Source organism: Humibacillus sp. DSM 29435, from assembly GCF_001758225.1.
Classification (GTDB): domain Bacteria; phylum Actinomycetota; class Actinomycetes; order Actinomycetales; family Dermatophilaceae; genus DSM-29435.
Genome location: NZ_MAST01000002.1, coordinates 145,774 through 166,731 on the forward strand (window position 1 = coordinate 145,774; position 20,958 = coordinate 166,731).

At 70.1% G+C, this 20,958-nt stretch carries 22 protein-coding genes; 14 read left to right on the top strand and 8 right to left on the bottom strand.

What is annotated here, in order from left to right; all coding sequences use genetic code 11:
- Positions 1 to 3: 3 nt before the first annotated feature.
- From BA895_RS02905 to paaK, 4 genes are all read left to right on the top strand, one after another.
- Positions 4 to 915, top strand: a complete 912-nt coding sequence (locus BA895_RS02905; protein ID WP_070190389.1) for an ABC transporter substrate-binding protein — start codon at positions 4 to 6, stop codon at positions 913 to 915.
- Positions 916 to 923: 8 nt separating this feature from the next.
- The gene (locus tag BA895_RS02910) at positions 924 to 1,889 is read left to right on the top strand and encodes an amino acid ABC transporter permease (RefSeq protein ID WP_070190390.1); all 966 of its coding nucleotides are present in this window, start codon (positions 924 to 926) and stop codon (positions 1,887 to 1,889) included.
- Positions 1,889 to 2,776 (top strand): amino acid ABC transporter ATP-binding protein, encoded by an 888-nt coding sequence (locus BA895_RS02915; protein WP_070190391.1) that lies wholly within the window; start codon positions 1,889 to 1,891, stop codon positions 2,774 to 2,776. The genes BA895_RS02910 and BA895_RS02915 overlap by 1 nt, the downstream gene beginning before the upstream one ends.
- Before the next feature lie 97 nt (positions 2,777 to 2,873).
- Positions 2,874 to 4,193, top strand: a complete 1,320-nt coding sequence (paaK, locus tag BA895_RS02920) for a phenylacetate--CoA ligase PaaK (RefSeq protein WP_070190425.1) — start codon at positions 2,874 to 2,876, stop codon at positions 4,191 to 4,193.
- 104 nt (positions 4,194 to 4,297) lie between these two features.
- On the opposite strand, the gene BA895_RS22955 is transcribed toward paaK, so the two are convergent.
- The 4 genes from BA895_RS22955 to BA895_RS02940 all read right to left on the bottom strand — a co-directional run bounded on the left by BA895_RS22955 (position 4,298) and on the right by BA895_RS02940 (position 6,577).
- Entirely contained in the window at positions 4,298 to 4,597 is a 300-nt protein-coding gene (locus BA895_RS22955; protein ID WP_254666291.1) for a GNAT family N-acetyltransferase, read from the bottom strand.
- The gene (locus BA895_RS23830) at positions 4,512 to 5,072 is read right to left on the bottom strand and encodes a hypothetical protein (protein ID WP_070190393.1); all 561 of its coding nucleotides are present in this window, start codon (positions 5,070 to 5,072) and stop codon (positions 4,512 to 4,514) included. Before BA895_RS23830 ends, BA895_RS22955 begins: the two co-directional genes overlap by 86 nt.
- Before the next feature lie 184 nt (positions 5,073 to 5,256).
- Positions 5,257 to 5,637 carry a GntR family transcriptional regulator gene (locus tag BA895_RS02935; protein ID WP_070190394.1) on the bottom strand — a complete coding sequence of 127 codons (381 nt, stop codon included), beginning with the start codon at positions 5,635 to 5,637 and terminating at the stop codon, positions 5,257 to 5,259.
- Between the two features lie 61 nt (positions 5,638 to 5,698).
- Complete coding sequence (locus BA895_RS02940; RefSeq protein ID WP_070190395.1) at positions 5,699 to 6,577, bottom strand: hypothetical protein; 879 nt, start codon at positions 6,575 to 6,577, stop codon at positions 5,699 to 5,701.
- Positions 6,578 to 6,749: 172 nt separating this feature from the next.
- On the opposite strand from BA895_RS02940, the gene BA895_RS02945 reads away from it, so the two are divergent.
- From BA895_RS02945 to BA895_RS24775, 6 genes are read left to right on the top strand one after another with little or no spacing between them, the layout of a single operon-like run.
- Positions 6,750 to 8,327 (top strand): cytochrome ubiquinol oxidase subunit I, encoded by a 1,578-nt coding sequence (locus tag BA895_RS02945; protein ID WP_070190396.1) that lies wholly within the window; start codon positions 6,750 to 6,752, stop codon positions 8,325 to 8,327.
- 20 nt (positions 8,328 to 8,347) lie between these two features.
- A complete protein-coding gene (cydB, locus tag BA895_RS02950; protein WP_070190397.1) occupies positions 8,348 to 9,418 on the top strand; it encodes a cytochrome d ubiquinol oxidase subunit II in 1,071 nt (356 codons plus the stop codon).
- Position 9,419: 1 nt separating this feature from the next.
- The gene (gene cydD, locus BA895_RS02955) at positions 9,420 to 11,129 is read left to right on the top strand and encodes a thiol reductant ABC exporter subunit CydD (protein WP_070190398.1); all 1,710 of its coding nucleotides are present in this window, start codon (positions 9,420 to 9,422) and stop codon (positions 11,127 to 11,129) included.
- Entirely contained in the window at positions 11,126 to 12,949 is a 1,824-nt protein-coding gene (locus tag BA895_RS02960; RefSeq protein WP_070190399.1) for an amino acid ABC transporter ATP-binding/permease protein, read from the top strand. Before cydD ends, BA895_RS02960 begins: the two co-directional genes overlap by 4 nt.
- Before the next feature lie 12 nt (positions 12,950 to 12,961).
- Positions 12,962 to 13,393, top strand: coding sequence for a BlaI/MecI/CopY family transcriptional regulator (locus BA895_RS02965; RefSeq protein ID WP_070190400.1), 432 nt, complete (start codon positions 12,962 to 12,964; stop codon positions 13,391 to 13,393).
- Complete coding sequence (locus BA895_RS24775) at positions 13,365 to 14,384, top strand: M56 family metallopeptidase (RefSeq protein ID WP_305778067.1); 1,020 nt, start codon at positions 13,365 to 13,367, stop codon at positions 14,382 to 14,384. The genes BA895_RS02965 and BA895_RS24775 overlap by 29 nt, the downstream gene beginning before the upstream one ends.
- A 69-nt stretch (positions 14,385 to 14,453) precedes the next feature.
- Here the strand turns inward: BA895_RS24775 and BA895_RS02975 are convergent, their stop codons facing one another.
- Both BA895_RS02975 and BA895_RS02980 read right to left on the bottom strand, forming a co-directional pair.
- Positions 14,454 to 14,921, bottom strand: a complete 468-nt coding sequence (locus BA895_RS02975; RefSeq protein ID WP_070190401.1) for a hypothetical protein — start codon at positions 14,919 to 14,921, stop codon at positions 14,454 to 14,456.
- Positions 14,922 to 14,958: 37 nt separating this feature from the next.
- Positions 14,959 to 15,339 (bottom strand): cupin domain-containing protein, encoded by a 381-nt coding sequence (locus BA895_RS02980; protein WP_070190402.1) that lies wholly within the window; start codon positions 15,337 to 15,339, stop codon positions 14,959 to 14,961.
- Between the two features lie 180 nt (positions 15,340 to 15,519).
- On the opposite strand from BA895_RS02980, the gene galE reads away from it, so the two are divergent.
- Complete coding sequence (gene galE, locus BA895_RS02985) at positions 15,520 to 16,536, top strand: UDP-glucose 4-epimerase GalE (protein WP_070190427.1); 1,017 nt, start codon at positions 15,520 to 15,522, stop codon at positions 16,534 to 16,536.
- Between the two features lie 22 nt (positions 16,537 to 16,558).
- Here the strand turns inward: galE and BA895_RS02990 are convergent, their stop codons facing one another.
- Both BA895_RS02990 and BA895_RS02995 read right to left on the bottom strand, forming a co-directional pair.
- The gene (locus tag BA895_RS02990) at positions 16,559 to 17,908 is read right to left on the bottom strand and encodes an MFS transporter (RefSeq protein ID WP_083282915.1); all 1,350 of its coding nucleotides are present in this window, start codon (positions 17,906 to 17,908) and stop codon (positions 16,559 to 16,561) included.
- Positions 17,909 to 17,917: 9 nt separating this feature from the next.
- Positions 17,918 to 18,331, bottom strand: coding sequence for a nuclear transport factor 2 family protein (locus BA895_RS02995; protein WP_070190403.1), 414 nt, complete (start codon positions 18,329 to 18,331; stop codon positions 17,918 to 17,920).
- A gap of 182 nt (positions 18,332 to 18,513) precedes the next feature.
- Here BA895_RS02995 and BA895_RS03000 point away from each other — a divergent pair, with 182 nt between their 5' ends.
- The 3 genes from BA895_RS03000 (at position 18,514) to BA895_RS03010 (ending at position 20,834) form a co-directional block, all read left to right on the top strand.
- Positions 18,514 to 19,128, top strand: coding sequence for a low molecular weight protein-tyrosine-phosphatase (locus BA895_RS03000; RefSeq protein WP_083282916.1), 615 nt, complete (start codon positions 18,514 to 18,516; stop codon positions 19,126 to 19,128).
- A gap of 4 nt (positions 19,129 to 19,132) precedes the next feature.
- Complete coding sequence (locus BA895_RS03005; RefSeq protein ID WP_070190404.1) at positions 19,133 to 19,921, top strand: VOC family protein; 789 nt, start codon at positions 19,133 to 19,135, stop codon at positions 19,919 to 19,921.
- A gap of 106 nt (positions 19,922 to 20,027) precedes the next feature.
- Positions 20,028 to 20,834: a VOC family protein gene (locus BA895_RS03010; protein WP_070190405.1), complete on the top strand. Its 807-nt coding sequence runs from the start codon at positions 20,028 to 20,030 to the stop codon at positions 20,832 to 20,834.
- Positions 20,835 to 20,958 lie beyond the last annotated feature (124 nt).

Here is a 20,958-nt window from a genome sequence, read left to right on the forward strand (position 1 = left end):
CCCATGCGTCGCATGTCCCTCATCGCTGTCACCAGCGCGGTCGCCCTCGGTCTCACGCTCTCGGCGTGCGGCTCCGACTCCCTCTCGACCTCCCCCGGGGCCGGAAACACGCCGGCGGCCGGCGGCACGGCAGCCGCGGGCAGCGGTGTCGACGCAGCCTTGGCCGCCAAGGTGCCGGCCGCCCTCAAGGCCAAGGGGGTCATCAACGTCGGCACCGACCCGACGTACGCCCCCAGCGAGATCCTGGGCTCCGACGGCAAGACTGTCGAGGGCTTCGACGTCGACGTGTTCAACGCCGTGGCCGCCAAGCTCGGGCTGAAGACCACCTACCAGCCGGCCGACTTCGGCACCATCATCCTCGGGGTCAACGGGGGCAAGTACGACGTCGGCGTCTCGAGCTTCACCATCAACGACGAGCGCAAGAAGGAGGTCAACATGGTCAGCTACTACAGCGCCGGCACCCAGTGGGTCGTGGCCAAGGGCAACCCCGACAAGGTCTCCATCGACGACGTCTGCGGCAAGAGCATCGGCGTGCAGAAGGACACGGTGCAGGTCGACGACCTCAAGGCTCGCAGCAAGAAGTGCACCGACGCCGGCAAGGCGGCCATCAACCCGATCGTGCAGAAGGGGCAGGACCAGGTCACCGCCGACCTCGTCAGCGGCAAGACCGTGGCGATGCTCGCCGACTCGCCGGTGGGCCTCTACGCCGTGAAGAAGACGGGCAAGCTCGAGGCCCTCGGGGACATCTACGACTCGGCGCCCTATGGCTACGTCGTGCCCAAGAAGGACACCGCCCTCGCCGATCTGCTGGCCGACGCACTCAAGGCGGCCAAGGCCGACGGCAGCTACGAGGCCGCCCTGAAGAAATGGTCCGTGGAGGCCGGCGGGATCGACGACTTCGCCGTCAACCCCTGATCCCGACGATGAGCCAGACACCGACCGCAGCGCCGGTCGCCACCGCTGACCGGCCGGGAGTCATCGACGCCCGGCCGGTGCGCCACCCCGGGCGCTGGGTCGCCCTGCTGGTCATCTTGGTGCTCATCGCCATGATGATCAGCTCGTTCATGACCAACGAGCGCTGGGGCTTCGGCGACGCGTTGACGATCATGAACCAGACCCCCGTTCTCGAGGGCCTCTGGAAGGGCACGATCGTCGGCACGGTGGGCGCCATGGTCATCGGCGTCTTCGGCGGGGTGCTCATCGCTGTGCTGCGCCTCTCCGAGAACCCGGTGCTGCGCTTCGTGTCGTTCGTCTACACCTGGTTCTTCCGCGGCATCCCCCGTCTCGTGCTGCTCGCGATGATCGGCAGCGGGGTCGGCTACCTCTACAACAAGATCGACTTCGGTTTTCCCTTCGGGCAGCAGTTCGCCTCGTTTCTCGGACTCTCGAGCGACTTCACCTTCTTCACCCTCAACGTCAACCAGTTCTCGAGCACGCTGTTGGCCGGCATCATCGGGCTCGGGCTGTCGGAGGCCGCGTACATGGCCGAGATCGCCCGGGCCGGCATCCTGTCGGTCGACACGGGCCAGAACGAGGCGGCCGCCGCGCTCGGCATGAGCCGCGGCAAGGCGATGCGCCGCATCGTGCTGCCGCAGGCCATGCGCGTGATCGTGCCGCCCACGGGCAACGAGACGATCGCGATGGTCAAGGACACCTCGCTGCTGTCGGCGATCCCGGTCATCACCGAGCTCTTCTACCAGACGAGCGCCATCGGCAACCGCACGCTGCTCATCATGCCGGCCTTCGTCGCGGTGTCGGCCTGGTACCTCATCGTCGGCTCCGTGCTGATGGTCGGGCAGTACTTCCTCGAGCGGCGCTTCGGTCGTGGTTTCGGCACCGGCGCACCCAACCGACGATTCATGCGCCCGGCCGCGGCGGGAGGAGCCTGATGAGCGAGACGAACCCAGCGGCATCCACCGTTTCGAGCGGTCACTCGCGCAACGGGGCGAACGTGCCTCTCGTGCGGGCGGTCAACGTGCTGAAGAGCTTCCACGGCGTCGAGGTGCTCAAGGGCATCGACCTCGACGTGCACCGCGGCGAGGTCGTCTGCCTGCTCGGGCCGTCGGGGTCGGGCAAGACGACCTTTCTGCGCTGCATCAACCAGCTCGAGTCGATCGACGGCGGCCGCATCTGGGTCGACGGCGACCTGATGGGCTTCCGCGACGAGCAGGGCCAGCTGCACCACCTCACCGACAAGGAGGTGGCGACCCAGCGTCGCGAGATCGGGATGGTGTTCCAGCGGTTCAACCTCTTCCCGCACATGACCGCGCTCGAGAACGTCGCCGAGGCGCCGGTGCAGGTCAAGGGCATGAAGAAGAAGCAGGCCCGCGCCCGAGCGGTCGAGCTGCTCGAGCAGGTGGGGCTGGGCGACAAGCCGACGTCCTACCCGGGCCAGCTCTCCGGCGGTCAGCAGCAGCGGGTCGCCATCGCGCGAGCGCTGGCGATGGACCCCAAGCTGATGCTCTTCGACGAGCCCACCTCCGCCCTCGACCCCGAGCTGGTCGGCGAGGTGCTGCGGGTCATGCGCGACCTGGCCAAGGCCGGCATGACGATGATCGTGGTGACCCACGAGATGAGCTTCGCCCGCGAGGTGGCCGACCACGTCGTGTTCATGGACGGCGGGGTCGTGGTCGAGCAGGGCAAGCCCAAAGACGTCATCGGCAACCCCCAGCACGAGCGCACCCAGTCGTTCCTGCGTCGGATGCGCTCGGACGAACAGCAGGAGCAGCAGTCGGAAACCGAGGCGGTCGACCCGGCTGCCCCGGCGTCCTCCTGATCTCGCCACCCGTTCCGCCCGCCCACTTCAGACCGGTGGGCGGGCGGGAACCGGTCGAGTGGCCACCTGAGCAGGCGTGGCGGGCAGAATGGTCGGCATGACGACGGAGTCTCACGCGCCTGCTTCTGAACTGCCCGACCACGAGATCCCCACCATCGAGGTGGGTGACCTTCGTGAGCTACAGCTCGAGCGGCTGCGAGCCACCGCGCGTCTGGTCTACGAGAAGGTCCCGCACTACCGGGCCGCCTTCGACGCCGTCGGCTTCCACCCTGACCAGGTCGAGTCACTCGACGACATCCGGCGGATGCCGTTCACCACCAAGGCCGACCTGCGGGCCAACTACCCGTTCGGCATGTTCGCCGTGCCGCGCGAGCAGGTGGTGCGGGTGCACGCCAGCTCGGGCACGACCGGGCGACCGACGGTGGTCGGCTACACGGCATCCGACATCGACACGTGGGCCAACCTGATGGCGCGTTCGATCCGTCTCGCCGGTGGCCGCCCGGGCGACATCGTGCACGTCGCCTACGGCTACGGCCTGTTCACCGGCGGCCTCGGCGCGCACTACGGGGTCGAACGGCTCGGGGCGACCGCGGTGCCGGTGAGCGGCGGCATGACCGAGCGGCAGGTGCAGCTGGTCACCGACTTCGAGCCGCGCGTGATCATGGTGACGCCGAGCTACTTCCTCAGCCTGCTCGACCAGATGGAGGCGGCCGGCATCGACCCGGCCGCGACCAGCCTGCAGGTCGGTATCTTCGGGGCCGAGCCCTGGACCGAGGCGATGCGACAGGAGATCGAGCGCCGCACCGGCATGGACGCCGTCGACATCTACGGCCTCTCGGAGGTGATGGGGCCGGGCGTCGCGCAGGAGGCCGCCACGACGAAGGACGGCCTGCACCTCTGGGAAGACCACTTCTACCCCGAGGTCATCGACCCGGTCACGGAGGAGGTGCTGCCCGACGGTGAGGTGGGCGAGCTGGTGCTCACGTCGCTGACCAAGGAGGCGATGCCGGTGATCCGTTACCGCACCCGCGACCTGACCCGGTTGCTGCCGGGCACCGCCGTGCCGTCGATGCGGCGGATGGAGAAGATCACCGGTCGCACCGACGACATGATGATCGTGCGCGGCGTCAACGTGTTCCCGACCCAGATCGAGGAGTTCGTGCTGGCCGAGCCGCGCCTGTCGCCCTACTTCCAGTGCGTGCTCACCCAGCCGGGCCGGATGACCCAGCTGACGGTGCTCGTCGAGCCGCACGAGCGCCTGGATGCCGCCGAGTCGAGCGCCATCGCCCGCGACCTCGAACGGGCGATCAAGACCCACATCGGCAGCTCGTGCCGGGTGGAGGTGCGCAACCCGGGGTCGATCGAGCGCTCCATCGGCAAGGCTCGCCGCATCGTCGACGAGCGCCCCAAGCCCTGACCCACCGCCGCCCCTCCCCCCGCAACACACCGAGCAGTCCCGAACTCACCGGGAAGCTTCTCGGTGAGTTCAGGATTACTCGGTGTGTTGCGGGGGTGGCGCGGTCACCGGTGGCTGACGGTGACCTGAACGACATCCGGCACGAAGCCCACACTGCGGTAGAGCTGCCCGGCGGGGTTGGTCGACTCGGTGACGATGACCCAGGCGGTGGCGCCCTGGTCGCCTGCCCATCGAGCCGCGAGCCCGAGCAGGTGGCCGGCCAGACCGCGCCGCCGGTGCTCCGCGTCGGTTCCCACGGCCTGGAAGCGGGCCAGCTCGTCACACCGCACGATGCCGAGGGATGCCGCGAGCGTGCCTTGCGCGTCGAACGCGCCGAACCAGCGGGCGACGCCGCCCTCCACCATTCGTCGACGGCCCCGGTTCTGGTCGCGCAAGAACCTCTCGTAGCCGACGGGCTCCTGCGCGCCGGTGCGGGCGTTGTCGGCGACGTCGAGCTCGACCAGAGCCTCCCAGTCGGCGGCGGTCTCGAACGGGCGCCGAGTATCCGTCGGCCAGCAGCCGCTGCTCAGGCCGGGTCTCGGTGAACAGCACCTCGTCGGTGTCGATCACGAGCCCGGTGCCGTTCCAGCTGCCCTCGGCGGGCAATCGGGGCAGACCGATCGAGACATGCTCGGCGTTGGGGAACTCGGTGCGGAACACCTGCACCCAGCGGGCAGCGTCGTCGGCGGCATCCGCATCGGTGACGAGCACGAAGTTGCCCCAGTGGAAGGTCGTGTTCTCGGGGCTGCTGACGATGATGTGGTCGAACCGGTGGTCGACGAGCGACCCGAGGTGCCGCAGCACGGCCAGGTCGGTCTGCCAGCCGCGCGTCAAGGCCATGCTGGCGAGGCTAGCCCAACGACATCCCGCCCCGGTCCGATCCGCGCGGCCCCCGAACTAACCCGAGCCCAGCAACCCCGCCACGGTCCGATCCGCGCGGCCCCCGAACTACCCCGAGCCCAGCAACCCCGCCACGGTCCGATCCGCGCCGCCCCGAACTGACTTCCAGGGGCGTTCCAGAACCTCAGGCCTCGCGGGCCGTGGAGCGCAGGGCGTTGCGAACGAGGTCGATGGCCGCGGCATCGTCCATCCCGGCCTCGCGGGCGAGCACGGCGAACTTCGTGGCGAAGCTGGAGACGGCCACGTCGGCCTGGTGGTGGCCGGAAGCGACGGTGGTGCCGGCCCGGCGCCGGGTCTGCACGAGACCGGCTGCCTCGAGCTCCTTGTACGCGCGGGCCACGGTGTTGACGGCGAGGCCGAGGTCGGCGGCCATCGCCCGCACCGTGGGGAGGCGGTCTCCCGGCAGCAGGCTGCCCGACCCGATCAGCCCGGCGATCTGAGCCCTCACCTGCTCGAACGGCGGCTCGGCCGCCTGGAGGTCAACCACGATCCGCACGTCATGCATCACAGGTCTCTTCTGACGGTCGCTGTCACCGCAATGGGTCGACGCGCCCACGAATCAGCCGTCATGAGCGGGCAGGCATGGCCAACGGTTGAGACCGCGGCACCGCTGGTGGGAAGGAGATCACGACGCAGAGGGCAGTCACGAGAGCCCCAAGGCCCAGCACCGTCATCGCGAAACCGACGTTCTGCGTCCAGTCCCACGGGGCGTCGGGCGTCGGCGAGCCGCCCGCAAGGTACGCGGACTGACGCAGGTGCTGGGTCAGCTCGTTCAACTTCGGTCCGATCGTGAGGCACAGCCCGCCTGCGGTGACCAGCAAACCGGCCCCAGACCACCGCAGCACCCGGATGCGCGAGCCGAGGCGCAGGGCGCGGTCCAGCCGGGGGTCGTCGATGTGGGCCGGCCGTGCCTCGACGCGTCGCAGGGCCCACCACGTCGCGGCCGCCAGCAACGCGAGTGCGGCCAACGTAGGCCAGGTGAAGGCCCGGCCGGGATACGGAGCAGTGGTGACCGTGGTCTGGGCCCAGTGTCTCGAACCCGACACTCCGTCGGCCCCTGAGGTGGCATACCCGAGACCGAGGGCACCGACGCTCACGGCAAGACCGACGACGTACGGCAGCATGAGCCGACCCGCCTCGGTGCCTTGACGAATGGTCAGGGATGCCGCGCGTTGCTCGCCCGCCGGCGTCGGAGCCCACCCTTCCGCCAGACCGCAGACACCTACTCCGACGGCCGCGGCAAAGGCGGGAACAGCGGGGTGAAGCTGATCGCCGTCGATGGAGCCCGTCAGTACCCGGTCGGCAACGAGATAGCTGACCACGGTGGCCAGGACCGCCGTGCGCCGTAAACGGGCGGCCCGACGGTCAAGAGTCGGCGCTGCCCACCATCGAGCGAGCGCCGTGATGGCGAGGATCAACCCCACCGGCCCGAGAAACCACAACACGACCCGCGAGTCGATGTTGCACCTCCTCCGCTGGCCTCAATGACTTAACTCCTTGCGACAATAGCGGTGAGCGGCATCACGGGCAAGACCGTTCGATCTGGTCTGAGGCCTTCTACGACGCATCGTAGTATTGCGGGGTCATGTAGTTTTCCGAGCCTGCCGGGGAGAGCCCGTGGACGCCACCGATCTCGCAAGATGGCAGTTTGCCATCGTCACGCTCTACCACTTCCTGTTCGTGCCGATCACGATCGGCCTGTCGTTCGTGGTCGCCGTGTTCCACACGCAGTGGGTACGCACGCACAACCCCGACTGGATGCGCCTGGCCAAGTTCTTCGGCAAGCTCTTCACCATCAACTTTGCGCTCGGGCTCGTCACCGGCATCGTGCAGGAGTTCCAGTTCGGGATGAACTGGTCGGCGTACTCCCGCTTCGTCGGCGACATCTTCGGGGCACCGCTGGCCATCGAGGCCCTGCTGGCCTTCTTCCTCGAGTCGGTCTTCCTCGGCCTGTGGATTTTCGGCTGGGGTCGCATCCCCGAAAAGCTGCACGCGTCGACGATGTGGATCGTGCACGTCGGCACGCTGCTCTCGGCCTACTTCATCCTGTCTGCGAACTCGTTCATGCAGCACCCGGTCGGGTTCCGCTTCAACCCCGACAGCGGCCGCGCCGAGCTGACCGACTTCTTCGCCGTGCTGACGAACAAGGTGCAGCTCGTGACCTTTCCGCACGTCGCGTTCTCGGCCTACCTGGTCGGCGGCGGGGTGCTGATGGGCGTCGCTCTGCACCTGATGCGTCGTGAGTCGTTGCGTGCCAGTGCGCTGCTTCGCGGCGTCGACGACCTCGACTCCACCGCCGGCGCCACCAGGGGTGGCACGGGTAGCAGCGCCACGGCCGAGATGACCATGACGGCTCAGGCCCGTCAGGCCACGGCCGCGCGCGCCGATGTTCCGCTGTACCGCAAGGCTGCCCGCATCGGCGCCGTGCTGACCCTCGTCGCCGGCGTCGGTGTTGCGGTGAGCGGTGACCTCCAGGGCAAGATCATGACCGAGGTGCAGCCGATGAAGATGGCCGCCGCCGAGGCCCTCTACGAGACCTCGCCGCAAGGTGCGGGAGCACCGTTCTCGGTGCTCACCGTGGGCTCCCTCGACGGCCAGCACGCGAACGCTCTCATCGAGATCCCCGGCTTGCTCAGCTTTCTCGGCACCGGCACGTGGGACGGCGAGGTGATGGGCATCAACGACCTCAAGGCGCAGTATGCGGCGAAGTACGGCGCCACCGGTGACCCGACGCTCGTCGACGCCGCCACCGACTATGTGCCCAACATCCCGACCACGTACTGGACCTTCCGTCTCATGATCGGCACGGGCATCGCCGCGGCCGGCATCGCGGCTCTCGTGCTGTGGACCACCCGACGTGGTCGCGCGCCCACGTCGAAGTGGGTGCTCTACGCCGCGGTCGCAGCGCCTCTGCTGCCGGTGTTCGGCAACTCGTTCGGCTGGATCTTCACCGAGGTGGGCCGCCAGCCCTGGGCCGTGTTCGGCCTGATGACAACGGCATCCGGGGTATCTCCGTCGGTGTCGGTCGGTGAGGTGGTCACCTCGATGACCGTCTTCACGTTGCTCTACGGCGCGCTCGCGGTGGTCGAGATCAAGCTGTTCCTCGCCTACGTGCGCAAGGGCGCAGAACCCTTCGACCCCCCCACCGAACCCAGCGATGTGGACGAGGACGCCCCCCTCGCCTTCGCCTACTGACGAGAAAGACGAGAGCGGCAATGGAACTCACCACCTTCTGGTTCATCGTCATCGGCGTGCTCTGGACCGGCTACTTCGTGCTCGAAGGCTTCGACTTCGGGGTCGGCATGCTGTTCCCCCTGCTCGGCGGCAAACGCCACGCCCAGGATGCCGCCGACGCCGACAAGCGACGCCGGTTGCTGCTCAACACGATCGGCCCCGTCTGGGATGGCAACGAGGTATGGGTGCTCACCGCGGGCGGTGCCACTTTCGCGGCCTTCCCGAACTGGTACGCCACGATGTTCAGCGGCTTCTACCTGCCACTGCTGCTCATCCTCGTGGCGCTCATCCTGCGCAACCTCGGTTTCGAGTACCGCCACAAGCGGCCCGAGCCGGAGTGGAAGGCGCGGTGGGACCTCGCTATCTTCTGGGGCTCGCTCGTGCCCCCACTGTTGTGGGGTGTCGCTCTGACGAACGTGGTGCGCGGAGTGCCGATCGACGCGAACATGGAGTACACCGGCAACCTGTTCACCCTGCTGAACCCGGTCGGCCTGCTCGGTGGCCTCGTCTTCGTCGCCCTGTTCCTCACGCACGGCGCGATCTTCGTCGCGCTCAAGACGGACGGGCCGATTCGTCGCGAGGCCCGCGCCGTTGCGGGGCGCGTGGGCGTCGTGGCGGCCGTGCTCGCCGTGGTGCTGCTGACACTGCTCGGCCTCGACCACGGCAAGACGGTCTCGTGGGCGACCACGGCGGTGGCTGTCGTTGCGCTCCTGGCGGGTCTGGCCGCGAACGCCCGCGAGCGCGAAGGGTGGGCCTTTCTCGGGACCGCCATCACGATCGCGATGGCGGTCGCAAGCTACTTCCTGATGCTCTTCCCGAACGTCATGCCGTCGACGACCGACGCAGCCTTCAACCTCACCGTCACCAACGCGTCGAGCACCGACTACACCCTCAAGGTCATGACGGTCGTCGCCCTCGTCTTCACCCCGATCGTGATCCTCTACCAGGCGTGGACCTACTGGATCTTTCGTAAGCGCCTGTCCACGAAGCACATTCCGGCCGACGTGAGCCTCGAGCACGCCGCCGAACCCGACACCGCCCTCCGGAGCTGACGTGCGGCCGTTCGACCCGCGCTTGTTGCGTGCCGTGCCCGCGGCGCGACGGCCGGTCGCCGCGCTCGGGGTCGTCGGCGTGATGTCGGGGGCCGCGACGATCGGCACCGCCTTCGCCCTGACCGCCCTCGTGGTGGCCGTCGTCGCGGGCGACCCGCTGGGAACGCCCGTCGGATGGCTCGTCGGCCTCTTCGCCGTTCGAGCCCTGCTGGCGGGCCTCACCGAACGGGTGGCCGCGTGGGCCGGCGTCGCCGTCTCGAACGCCCTGCGGTCGGCCCTGCTGCGGCGTTGGTCGACCCTCGACGCCGACTCCCGGCCCGAGCCCGCCGCAGCCGTGTCGCTCGCCACCACCGGGGCCACGACGGTGGAGCCGTATGCCGCCCGCTTCCTGCCGACGCTCGTCACGGCATCCGTCGTACCGGTTCTGGCGGTCGCGACGCTCGTGGTCGTCGACTGGCCGAGCGCCGTCGTCGTCATGCTCACGGTGCCACTGCTCCCCCTGTTCGCCGCGCTCATCGGCCGCGCGACCGCCGACGAGACGTCGAAACGCTGGGCGGCGCTCGCCTCGCTCGGCGGGCACTTCCTCGACGTCGTGCAGGGGCTGCCGACGCTCGTCAGCTACGGGCGCGCCGAACGACAGGTGGCGACGGTGCGCGAGGTGAGTGAGCGGCATCGCCGAGCCACCATGAGAACGCTGCGGCTGGCCTTCCTCAGCTCAGCGGCGCTCGAGCTGCTCGCGACGATCTCGGTCGCGATCGTGGCCGTGACTGTCGGCTTGCGTCTGTCGACCGGTTCGCTCGACCTCGGGCCCGCCCTGGTGGCGATCCTGCTGGCGCCCGAGGCCTTCTGGCCCATCCGCCGTGTCGGTGCCGAGTTCCACGCCGCCGCCGACGGGGCCGCCGCTCTCGACGACATCCTCACCCACCTCACCCCCTCCTCTCCCCCTTCCCCTTCCCCTTCCCCCGCGAACGAGTCGTTCGAGGTCGAACACGGTGGTGTACCGACGCGTTCGACCTCGAACGACTCGTTCGCGGGGAGAGGTGCGGCTGCGACGGGGCCGACGGGGCCGACGGTTCGGCTGAGGGGGGTCAGCTACCGGTACGGCGCCGACGCCCCTGACGTCGTCACCCGACTCGACCTCGTCGCCGGCCCGGGCCTGACCGTGGTCACCGGGCCATCGGGGGTCGGCAAGTCGACCGTGCTCGATCTCGTGGCCGGCCTGCGCCGCCCGCGTTCCGGCACGGTCGAGTCCCCGGCGTCGCACTACGTCACCCAGCGGCCCTTCCTCGCCGCGGGCAGCATCCGGGAGGCGCTGACCATCGGGCACGCCGCCGACGACGCCACGCTGTGGGAGGCCCTGCGCCAGGTCGGGGTCGAGGGAGTGGTCGCGGCGCTGGCCGGTGGGCTCTCTGCGAGCGTGGGTGACGACGGGTTCGGCCTGTCGGCCGGTCAGCGACAGCGGCTGGCGCTGGCCCGGGCCTGGCTCGCCCCCGAAGCGGTGATGCTGCTCGACGAGCCGACCGCCCACCTCGACCCCGAGTCCGCCGTCGCGCTCGCCGAGCTGGTCGCCCGCCTCGCCGATCGCCGCACCGTCATCGCAGTGACCCACCGCCGCGAGCTGCTGGCCCACGCCCAGCAGCACCTGCACCTGACCGGGCCCGACACCAGGAGCGTCGAGGCATCCGACCCTGCCGAGGCGGTGCGAACATGACCATGACCGCCCGTTCAGACCCGTCGACCGTGAGCGTGGTTCGCGGCGGTGTGCTCGGCGCTGTGGCCGCGGCCGCCGGCATCGCACTCACCGCGACGTCGGGGTGGCTCATCGTGCGGGCGGCCGAGCGACCGGTCATCCTCACCCTGCTCACCGCCATCGTCATGGTGCGCGCCTTCGGCATCGCCCGCCCGGTCTTTCGGTACTGGGAGCGGCTCGTGAGCCACGACGCGGCCCTCGGCCTGCTGGCCCGACGCCGCACCTCGGCCTACCAGGCCCTCATCCCGCTGACGCCCGCACGCCTCGGTACACGGCGGCGCTCAGAGGTGCTGACGGGTGTGGTCGACGACCTCACCGACGAGGTCGAGGCGACGGTGCGCGTCACGGTCCCGGTCATCGGGGCTCTGCTGGCCGGGTCGCTGGTCGTCGCTCTGACGACGGCGCTCGAGCCCACGGTGGGTGCCGTGCTCGCCGCCCTGATGGTCGTCGTCGCGGCCATCTGCGTCGTCGCCGCGCGGCTCGAGACGAGGTCGCTCGACCAGCTGCTGGGGGCCCGCGACGAGGTGGCCCGCGTAGCCGCTCTGGCGACCAGCCAGGCCGACCAGCTGCAGGCCGTCGGCGCCTGGCCGACCGCCCTCCGCTGGCTCGACGACGCCCACACCGGGTTGGCACAGGCCACGCGGCGGGTCAGTCTGGGTCGAGCCAGCGCCGCCGCCGGCTTTCTCATCGCTGTCGGCGGCGCCGTGGTCACCGTGGCCGTCCTGATGCGCGACCTCGACGCCTCAGGCCCCGTCAAGGCGCTGCTGACCCTGACGCCCGTCGCGGCGTCGGAGGCGATCGCCCCCCTCGTCGACGCGATGCGGGCCCGCGCCCGGGCCCGCGCCGCCGCTGGCCGCACGCGAGCCCTGCTGGGGCTCGAACCCGCCGTTCGGGCCGTGCCTCCCCCCGCGGTGACGGATGCCGGATGCCGGACGGGCCCGGAGAACGTGGCACCGCGCCCGACCGCAGCGGGCAGCGAGGGATCCGGCCCAGCGGTGCCAGGCACAGCGGTGCCAGGCACAGCGGTGCCAGGCACAGCGGCATCCGACCTGACCCGTTGGGGCGGCTCGAACGGCTTGGCCGCGCTCGTCGGCGACCTCTCGACCGCACCCGACATCGCACTGCACGGCGTCACCGCCTCGTGGAACAGCCAGGGCCCGCACCTCGGGCCGGTCGACCTGGACCTACCGTGCGGGAGCCGCGTCGCAGTCACGGGCCCCAACGGCGCCGGCAAGTCGACGCTGCTCGCCGTGCTGGCGCGCAACCTCGACCCCACCGGCGGGGCCTTCACCTGGAACGGCGTCGACGTGAGCGGGCTGGCCCTGACCGAAGTCCGCGACCGCATCGCCGTCGTCGACGACGAGCCGCACGTCTTCGCCACCACGTTGCGCAACAACCTGACCCTGGCCGCACCAGAGGCCACCGACGCCGACCTCCTCGCCGGCCTGAGGCGGGTCGGGCTGGCTCCCTTCGTCGAGTCACTCCCGCACGGTCTTGACACCGTTCTCGGCACCGGCGGTCGGGGTGTCTCCGGGGGCGAACGGGCCCGGCTCGGGATCGCGCGCGCCCTGCTGAGCCGACGACCCGTGGTGCTGCTCGATGAGCCGGTGGCCCATCTCGACCCGCCCACCGCCCGTGCCGTCGTGGCGGACCTGCTGGCCGAAGGCACCCTCGAACCCTCACGCACCATCGTCATGGTAACGCACCGCGACGAGGGCCTCGACCTGTTCGACCGGGTGCTCGACATCGCCGACCCGACTCGAACCGCCGCGGCCGAGTAGAGTCTTTGAATCATGCAGAAGGCACGCAACATCCTCGGCGACCTGGAGCGCGCGGTCATCGAGCACCTCTGGGCGGCCCCGCACACCAGCTCGGGCGTCACCGTGCGTGAGGTGCACGACGCAGTGGGCGTCGACCGCGGCCTGGCCTACACGACCCTGATGACCGTTCTCGACCGAATGACCAAGAAGGGCCTGGTCTCACGCCAGCGCGACGGCCGGGCCTGGCGCTACACCGCCGCGTCGTCACGTGAGGCACTGACCTCCGAGACGATGCACCACACGCTCGGCGAGCTCGCCGGCGACGAACGGCGTGGGGCCCTGCTGCACTTCCTGGGGAGCAGCTCACCGGAAGAGGTCGACGAGCTGCGTTCGGCGCTGGCCGATCTCGAAGCACGACAGCAGCCCGCCGACGTCAGTGGCGGCCGATCCGGCCGACCGGCGTAGTGCACTGAACCTGCCCGTAGCCGCGCTCGCCCTGCTGGCCATCGTGCTCGCCTGGCCGGTCCCACGCGGGCTGGCTCGCCTGACCAGGCTGCGCCGAGCGCCCCGGGCGTCGTTGGTGCTCTGGCAGGCCTCGGCCGTTGCTGCTGTGCTCGCGGCCCTGCTGGCCGCACCGGCTGCGGTACTGACCATCGTCGAGGCGAGACCGGGATCGGGGGTGGGGTCGCGGGTGGGGTCGGCCGTGGGATCGACGGCCGAGGCAGGCACGAGCCTGACCCTTGGCAACGTGGGTCTGTGGCCGGCCCCGGTCGCTCTGCTCGTGACCGCCGTGGTCGCCGCCCGGCTGCTCTTCTCGGGTGACCGCGTGGGCCGCCGACTGCGCGCTGCCCGGCGTCGTCACCGCGACCTCGTCGACCTGCTCGCCGTCGACGGAGTGAACGACCCCCGCGAGGACGACCGGATGCGGGTGCTCGAGCACGCGACCCCGACGGCCTACTGCGTGCCGGGTCTGGCCCGTCGGGTCGTGGTGACGCGCGGCACCCTCGACTCGCTCGCTGCCGACGAGCTGGGGGCGGTGCTCGCCCACGAGCGCGCGCACCTGACCGCCCGCCACGACCTGGTGCTGGAGTTCTTCACCGTGATGCACGAGGCGGTGCCCCGGTTCATGCGTTCCGACCAGGCCCTGCACTCGGTCACGCTGCTGATCGAGGTGCTGGCCGACCGGGCCGCGGTGCGCTCGGTCGGCGTCGTCGCCACGGCTCGGGCCATCGTCGCGATGGTCGGTGGTCCCCGTCCCGAGGGCGCGCTCGGCATGTCTGGGTCTGGGCCCGCGTCAGCGTCCGACGCGAGACAGCGGATCGAGCTGCTGGAGGGTGGGCGGGTGTTCGGCCTGCCGAACGTGGTCGCGTCCGGGCTGATCTACACCGCGTCCGGCCTGCTCGTGGCTGCACCGGTGGCGCTGCTGCTCGCCGCCCTGGCTACCACGTCGAGCTGAGCCGGTACCGGTCGCCGGGCGGCTTTCTCGGAGGCCGACGGCTCGCCCATCGGGGTCGGTCTCGCGCGGTCAGCCCGTGGCCAGGCAGGCGCCGAGCACGACCAGGGCCACAGTGAACAGGCCCAGGACTCCCCGGAGGGCCGCAGCACCGCGGGCAGCACCCGTGACCTGACGGGTCAGGCGAGTGTTCGCGGGGTCGTCGACCGAGCGACGGCGCAACCGGGTCATCCGGCGTGCCTGACCGACCGCCAACGCGAGCAGCAGCAGCAGCGCAACGGCCGCGGCGGCGGTGGCAATGAGCAGGAGGTCCCACTCATGGCTCCGCAGCAGCACTGCCCCGGTGGCCAGTGCGACCAGCAGCGCGGGACCGCCCACCCAGAGGTACCGACGTCCGAGGGATCGGAAGAACCTCACCCGGGCGGCCGGCTCCAACGTCGCGGTCGCGGTACGCGCCACGACCACGATCGCGACGTAGCCCCCGACCCACACGCTGGTGGCGAGCACCAGCACCGAGACCAACAGCGCTTGCCTGGTCATAGGAGCTCGGCGCCGGGGTAGGCGGGCAGCCGCGCGCTCAACTCGCAGCCGGCTCGGGCCAACGACGGATGCTCGCCACGAAGTTGGCCGGACCGGCCGCCACGATGACCTCGGCGGCTACGCTGCCCGGGTTCGTCAGAGCCACCTCCTCGTCCTTGTTGACGAGCGCCGAGTCCCCGACCTGAACCTCGATGCTCTGCTCGCCCTTGCTGATGCGCACCGAGCCCGCGATGGGCGTGAGGATGACGTCGGAACCGCTGTGCCGGTGGGCCGACATCCCCGCGCCGGCCGGGATACGCACCCGAACCAGCCCCACGTCGGAGCCACCTTCCTGACCGCCGAACACGACCTCGACGGTGGGTGCGTTCGGCACCGGAGGCTGACGCAGTGCCCCTTCTCCGTACTTGACCAGCTCCATGATGTGCCCTTTCAGACTGTCTTATTAATCACGGAATCTTCCGTGATTAAGGACAGCCTAACCGACGCGCGCGCACCTCCCGACCGCGGCATGACCCCCGTCACCTTCGCCGCCGTGACCCGCCGGGGGCGAGACGCCTTTCGTCGGGCGCGGCAGGCCGGGTTGGCTAGGCTGGCGGCCATGCGCGTACTCGTCAGTGGTGGAGCAGGGTTCATCGGATCGCACACCGTGGTTCAGCTGGTCGCGGCTGGGCACGACGTGCTCATCGTCGACCACTTCGGCAACAGCAAGCCCTCGGTGGTGAACCGTCTCGAGGCTCTGACGGGGACCCACCTGCCCGTGCACGCCTTCGACCTGGGCGACGCCGACAAGACGGAACAGCTCTTCAGCAGCGAGCAGATCGACGCGGTGATCCACTTCGCCGGCTTCAAGGCCGTCGGGGAGAGCGTCGAGAAGCCGCTGGAGTACTACGAGAACAACCTCGGCTCGACCTTCTCGCTGGTGCGGGCGATGCGTCGCCACGGCGTCGACAAGCTCGTGTTCAGCTCGTCGGCCACCGTCTACGGCCACAACCCCTCGCCGCTCGTCGAAGACATGTCGACCTCTGCGACGAACCCGTACGGGTGGACGAAGGTGATGATCGAGCAGATCCTGCGCGACGTCGCCGTGGCCGACCCCTCCTTGCGCATCGCCATCCTGCGCTACTTCAACCCGGTCGGGGCCCACGCGAGCGGCACGATCGGCGAAGACCCTCAGGGCATCCCGAACAACCTCATGCCGTTCATCGCCCAGGTCGCGGTCGGTCGCCGCGAGAAGCTGATGGTGTTCGGCGACGACTACCCGACGGCCGACGGCACCCCGCTGCGCGACTACATCCACGTTGAAGACCTCGCCGCCGGGCACCTCGCGGCGCTAAGAAAGCTCACCCAGACCGACGAGGCCGTGTCGACCTGGAACCTCGGCACCGGCCACGGCACCAGCGTGCTCGAGGTGCTGCACGCCTTCGAACGAGCGGTCGGCCGCGAGCTGCCGTACGAGGTGGTCGGTCGCCGGGCGGGCGACATCGCCCAGTCGTTCGCCGACCCGCACCGGGCCAACGCCGAGCTCGGCTGGGCGGCCACCCGCTCGATGGACGACATGTGCGTCGACCAGTGGCGCTGGCAGAGCGCCAACCCGACGGGCTACCCCGACGCCTGAGCCCTCACAGGAGTAGGCCGTCTCACGGCTGCGGGTCGAGCGCGTCGTAGTCGCGAAAGCTCGTGACCCGCGCCACCGAGATCACGACGAGCAGCACCACGAGGATGCCGCCCACGACCGGCGGCACCCACGTGGCCGTCAGTGTGGCGAGCGTGCCGGCGAACATCTGACCCAGACGGGGGCCCCCGGTGACCACGACGGTGAAGACCCCCTGGGTGCGCCCGCGCAGGTGGTCGGGCACCGCCGACTGCAGGATCGACTGACGGAAGATCGAACTGACGTTGTCGGACGCCCCGGCCACAGCGAGAGCGAACGAGGCGATCGCGAGCGCCGGCCGGTTGACGTCGGCGAAGTCGGCCGAGGTCACCGCCTGACCACTCAGCATCACGACAGCGAGCACCACGCCGAGCACGAGGATCGCGAGCCCGTACGACACGATCGCGTTGCGGATGGCCCGGCCCTGCCAGCGCAGGTCGGTGAGCCGTCCGGACGCGATGCTCGACAGGATGCTGCCCACCGCGAAGGAGGCGAGCAGGATGCCGACGGTGATCGACCCCCCACCGAGCACGACCGCCCCCACCGCCGGAAACAGCACCATGGGCTGGCCGAAGGTCATGGCGATGATGTCGACGACGAAGCTCATCCGCACGTTCGGAGCCCTCCGCAGGTGCGTCAGGCCGTCGAGCACCGAACGGACTCCCCCGCTCCGACCGCCCGCAGGGTCGTCGCCCTCACGCTCCAGCGGGCGGATCTTCGGCAGGGTGTAGAGCCCGAAGAAGCCGGCGAGGAAGAGCAGCACATCGACGCTGTAGGTCCAGGCGTAACCCACCCGGGCGACGAGCACCCCGGCCAGCCCCGGACCGACCGTCACCATGAAGCCTGACGAGATTCCCAACAGCGCGGCCGCCTTGGGCATCATCGACAGGGGCAGCAGCCGGGGCGTGATCGCCTGTCGCGTGGCGGAGGCGATCGTGGCCGCGACGGCCTGAACCGTGGTGATGACGTAGAACGGCCACACGACTCGCACGTCGGCCCACGCGATGGAGGCCAGCGACACCGTGGCCAGCCACGCGATCACCGAGGCGATGATCGCCACGGTGCGCCGGTCGAACCGGTCGGCGATCGCCCCACCGTAGAGGCCCGCCGCGATCATCGGCAGCAGGGAGAACCAGGCGACGAGCGAGACCGCGAAGGTGGAGCTCGTGAGGTCGTAGATCTGAAGGCCGACGGCGGTGATGGTGACGAAGGTGCCGACGCCGGCCAGGCTGTTGCCGAACCAGAGCCGCGCGAACGCCGGGCTCGTCCGCAGCGGTGTCAGGTCGACGAAGTGTGACCGGCGCGGGGGACGAGACGGTGGGGCCGACGAGCTCACCAGCGAAAACTACGCCACCTGCTGCTCGCCGTCCTGGGCCGGTAGGGCCGACTCGATGTCACGCAGGTGCCCGCTGTCGCGAATCCACACCCACTGACCGTCAGCGCACCGCCGGGCGACCTGGGTGCGCACCTGACCGTCAGGGCCGGTGGCCGAGGTCATCGCCAGGTCGCCGGCGACCACGATCCGCGATGACGCGACCGAGGAGCCGGTGATCGGCTCGCCGGCCGCGAGCGCGCCGCAGAAGGCCGCCTTGATCGCCCTGGGCCCGGCCGCCTCGCGCCCGCGCGGCAGCGTGACGACGGCGTCAGCGGCATAGAGGCTGACGATGCCGTCGAGGTCACCGGCCGCCGCGTAGGCCGCGAACCGGGCACAGAGCGCCTCGGGGCCCTCGTGTCGCTCAGCCGCCTCGTTCGTCGTCATGGCCACACCGTCTCAGCACGCACCGACAGTGGTCTCGACCCGAACACCCGGCCGCCGTGTACGAAACTGGCCACTCGACCGCGTTCCCGGTCGAGTGGCCAGTTTCGAACGCGACGACTGCGGGCAGTCCGAGGGGGTCACCGAACGCCCACCCGGCTTGACCCACGGTGTTCAATGGGGCCATGCCGTCGCGCCCCCTCCACGTGACCTTCGTGTGCAGCGGGAACATCTGTCGCTCTCCCATGGGCCACGTCGTCCTCGCCCACATGGTCGAGTCGGCGGGACTGAGCGACGCGGTGGTCGTCAGCTCGAGCGGCACCGGCGACTGGCACGTCGGTGAGCAGGCCGACCCGCGCACGGTCGAGGTGCTGGCCCAGCACGGGTACGACGGCACGCGCCATCGGGCGCGCGAGTTCGACCCGACCGAGTTCGACGGTCTCGACCTGGTGCTCGCCTCGGACCAAGGGCACGTGCGCACCCTGCAGCGGTTGGCCGGGTCTGCAGAGAACCTGGCCAAGATCCGCCTGGTTCGCGAGTTCGACCCGAGCGCTGTGGCCGCCGGCACCCTCGAGACGAGCGACCCGTGGTACGGCGGTGACGAGCACTTCTCGCGCTGCTTCGAGGCGGTCGAGGCCGCCTGCCACGGCATCCTCGACCATCTGCGCCGGGCCCTCCAGGCCCCCACGCCAGCCGACGACGCACGATCCGTACCCGGCGCGAAGAGCCGCAAGGCCAGCCGATCCGGGTCGGGCCACGGCACCCGGTCGAGGCCCGCAGCCGGCTCCGCGTCACACTGACCTGATGTCAGTGATCGATCTGTCCGGCCCCGAGTACCCCGTGGGCGCTCCCTGCTGGGTCGACCTGCTGGTCGGTGACGTGCCTCGTGCCCAGGCCTTCTACTCCGCGGTGTTCGGCTGGCAATGGCGCGCGGGCGACGACCAGACCGGCGGCTATCAGCTCGCTCTGCACGATGGTCACCCCGTGGCCGGCATCAGCCATCGCCCCGACCACGCTGCGGCGCCGAGCCAGTGGACGACCTATCTGCGCGTCGACGACATCGAGGCCCTGTTGCCCACGGTGACCGCCTTCGGCGGGCAGACTCTGGGCCGACCTGTCTCGTTGGGCGGGCTCGCTCGAACCATGGTGGCCCGAGATCCGGGTGGCACCTTCTTCGGCCTCTGGCAGCCGGGCTCGCTCGGGGGCAGCGGACTGCTCGACAGTCCGGGGGCACTCGCCTGGAACGAGCTGCTCACCCGTTCCTACGACGACGTCAGGGCGTTCCAGTCGGCGGTTCTCGGCCACACGTTCGACGACCAGAGTCACGAGGGTGAGCCGCGTTGGTCGGTGGCGAGAACCAGCGACGGCAACCCGGCGTACGGTCTGGCCGAGATCGGCGAGGAGTGGCCGACGGAGATCAGCTCGCACTGGGTCGTGTCGTTCGCCACGCAGAACGTAGTGCCGAGCGTGGCGGCTGCCCTTGACCACGGCGCAACCCTGCTGCAGGGTCCGTTCGAGGGGCCCTTCGGGCTCAGCGCCGTGCTGAGCGGCCTCGAAGGTGAGATCTTCTCGGTGCTGGTGCCCGAAGACTGAGAATGGCCTGAGCACCGACCGACTCCACCCGCCGACTCCACCCACAGACCCTCACCACCGACTTCTTACCCACCATCTGCTCACCCACCGAGCCCGAGGAGCCACCATGCCGGTTCACGAAGCGGCCTTCGAGCCCGGAACGCCCTGCTGGGCGGATGTGATCGTCGATGAGGTCGACGGCGCGCGGGCGTTCTACGCCGCCCTCTTCGACTGGGACTTCGACGAGCTTCCCCCCGAGGCCGGCGGTTACGTGCTGGCCTACCGAGACGGTCATGTCGTCGCCGGCCTGGGCCCCAAAGGCCCAGGGCGAGAGGAGATGGCCTCGAGCTGGACCTGTTACCTGGCCACGACCGACGCCGATGCCACGGTCGCGCTGGCCCAGAGCTCGGGTGGGGTGTTCTTCACCGAGCCGCTCAAGGTGCTCGAGCTCGCGCGGATGGCCATCGGCGCCGACGCGGCGGGCGCCGTCTACGGCATCTGGGAGGCGAAGACCCACACCGGCGCCGACCTGGTGAACGAGGCGGGAGCGCTCTGCTGGGCCGAGTCCCTGAGCCGCGACTACCCGCTCTCGCTCAGCTTCTACCGTGACGTCTTCGGCTACCGGCTCCAGGAGGTCGGTGGAGATGGGTTCCGCTACTCCATCGCCACGCTCGAGAGTGCCCCCGACCGACCGGTCAGTGGCGTGGGGGCGATCCCCGTCGAAGCGCCCGCAGAGCTTCCGTCGCACTGGATGCCGTACTTCGCCGTCGACGACTGCGACCGCGCTGCCGATCTGGTGACCGAGCTCGGCGGCAGCGTTCTGCAACCGCCCCTCGACACCCCCAACGGCCGGGTGTCCCTCGTCGCCGGCCCGCAGGGGGAGACCTTCTCGCTCATGCGGATGAACCCGGCGCCCGACGGCTCCGACGGCTGAGCCCTGCGTTCCGGTCGGCCGACCCGAGCAACCCCGCCACGGTCCGATCCCCGCGGCCGGATGCCGCCACCGACCCCAGCAACCCCGCCACGGTCCGATCCCCGCGGCCGGATGCCGCCACCGA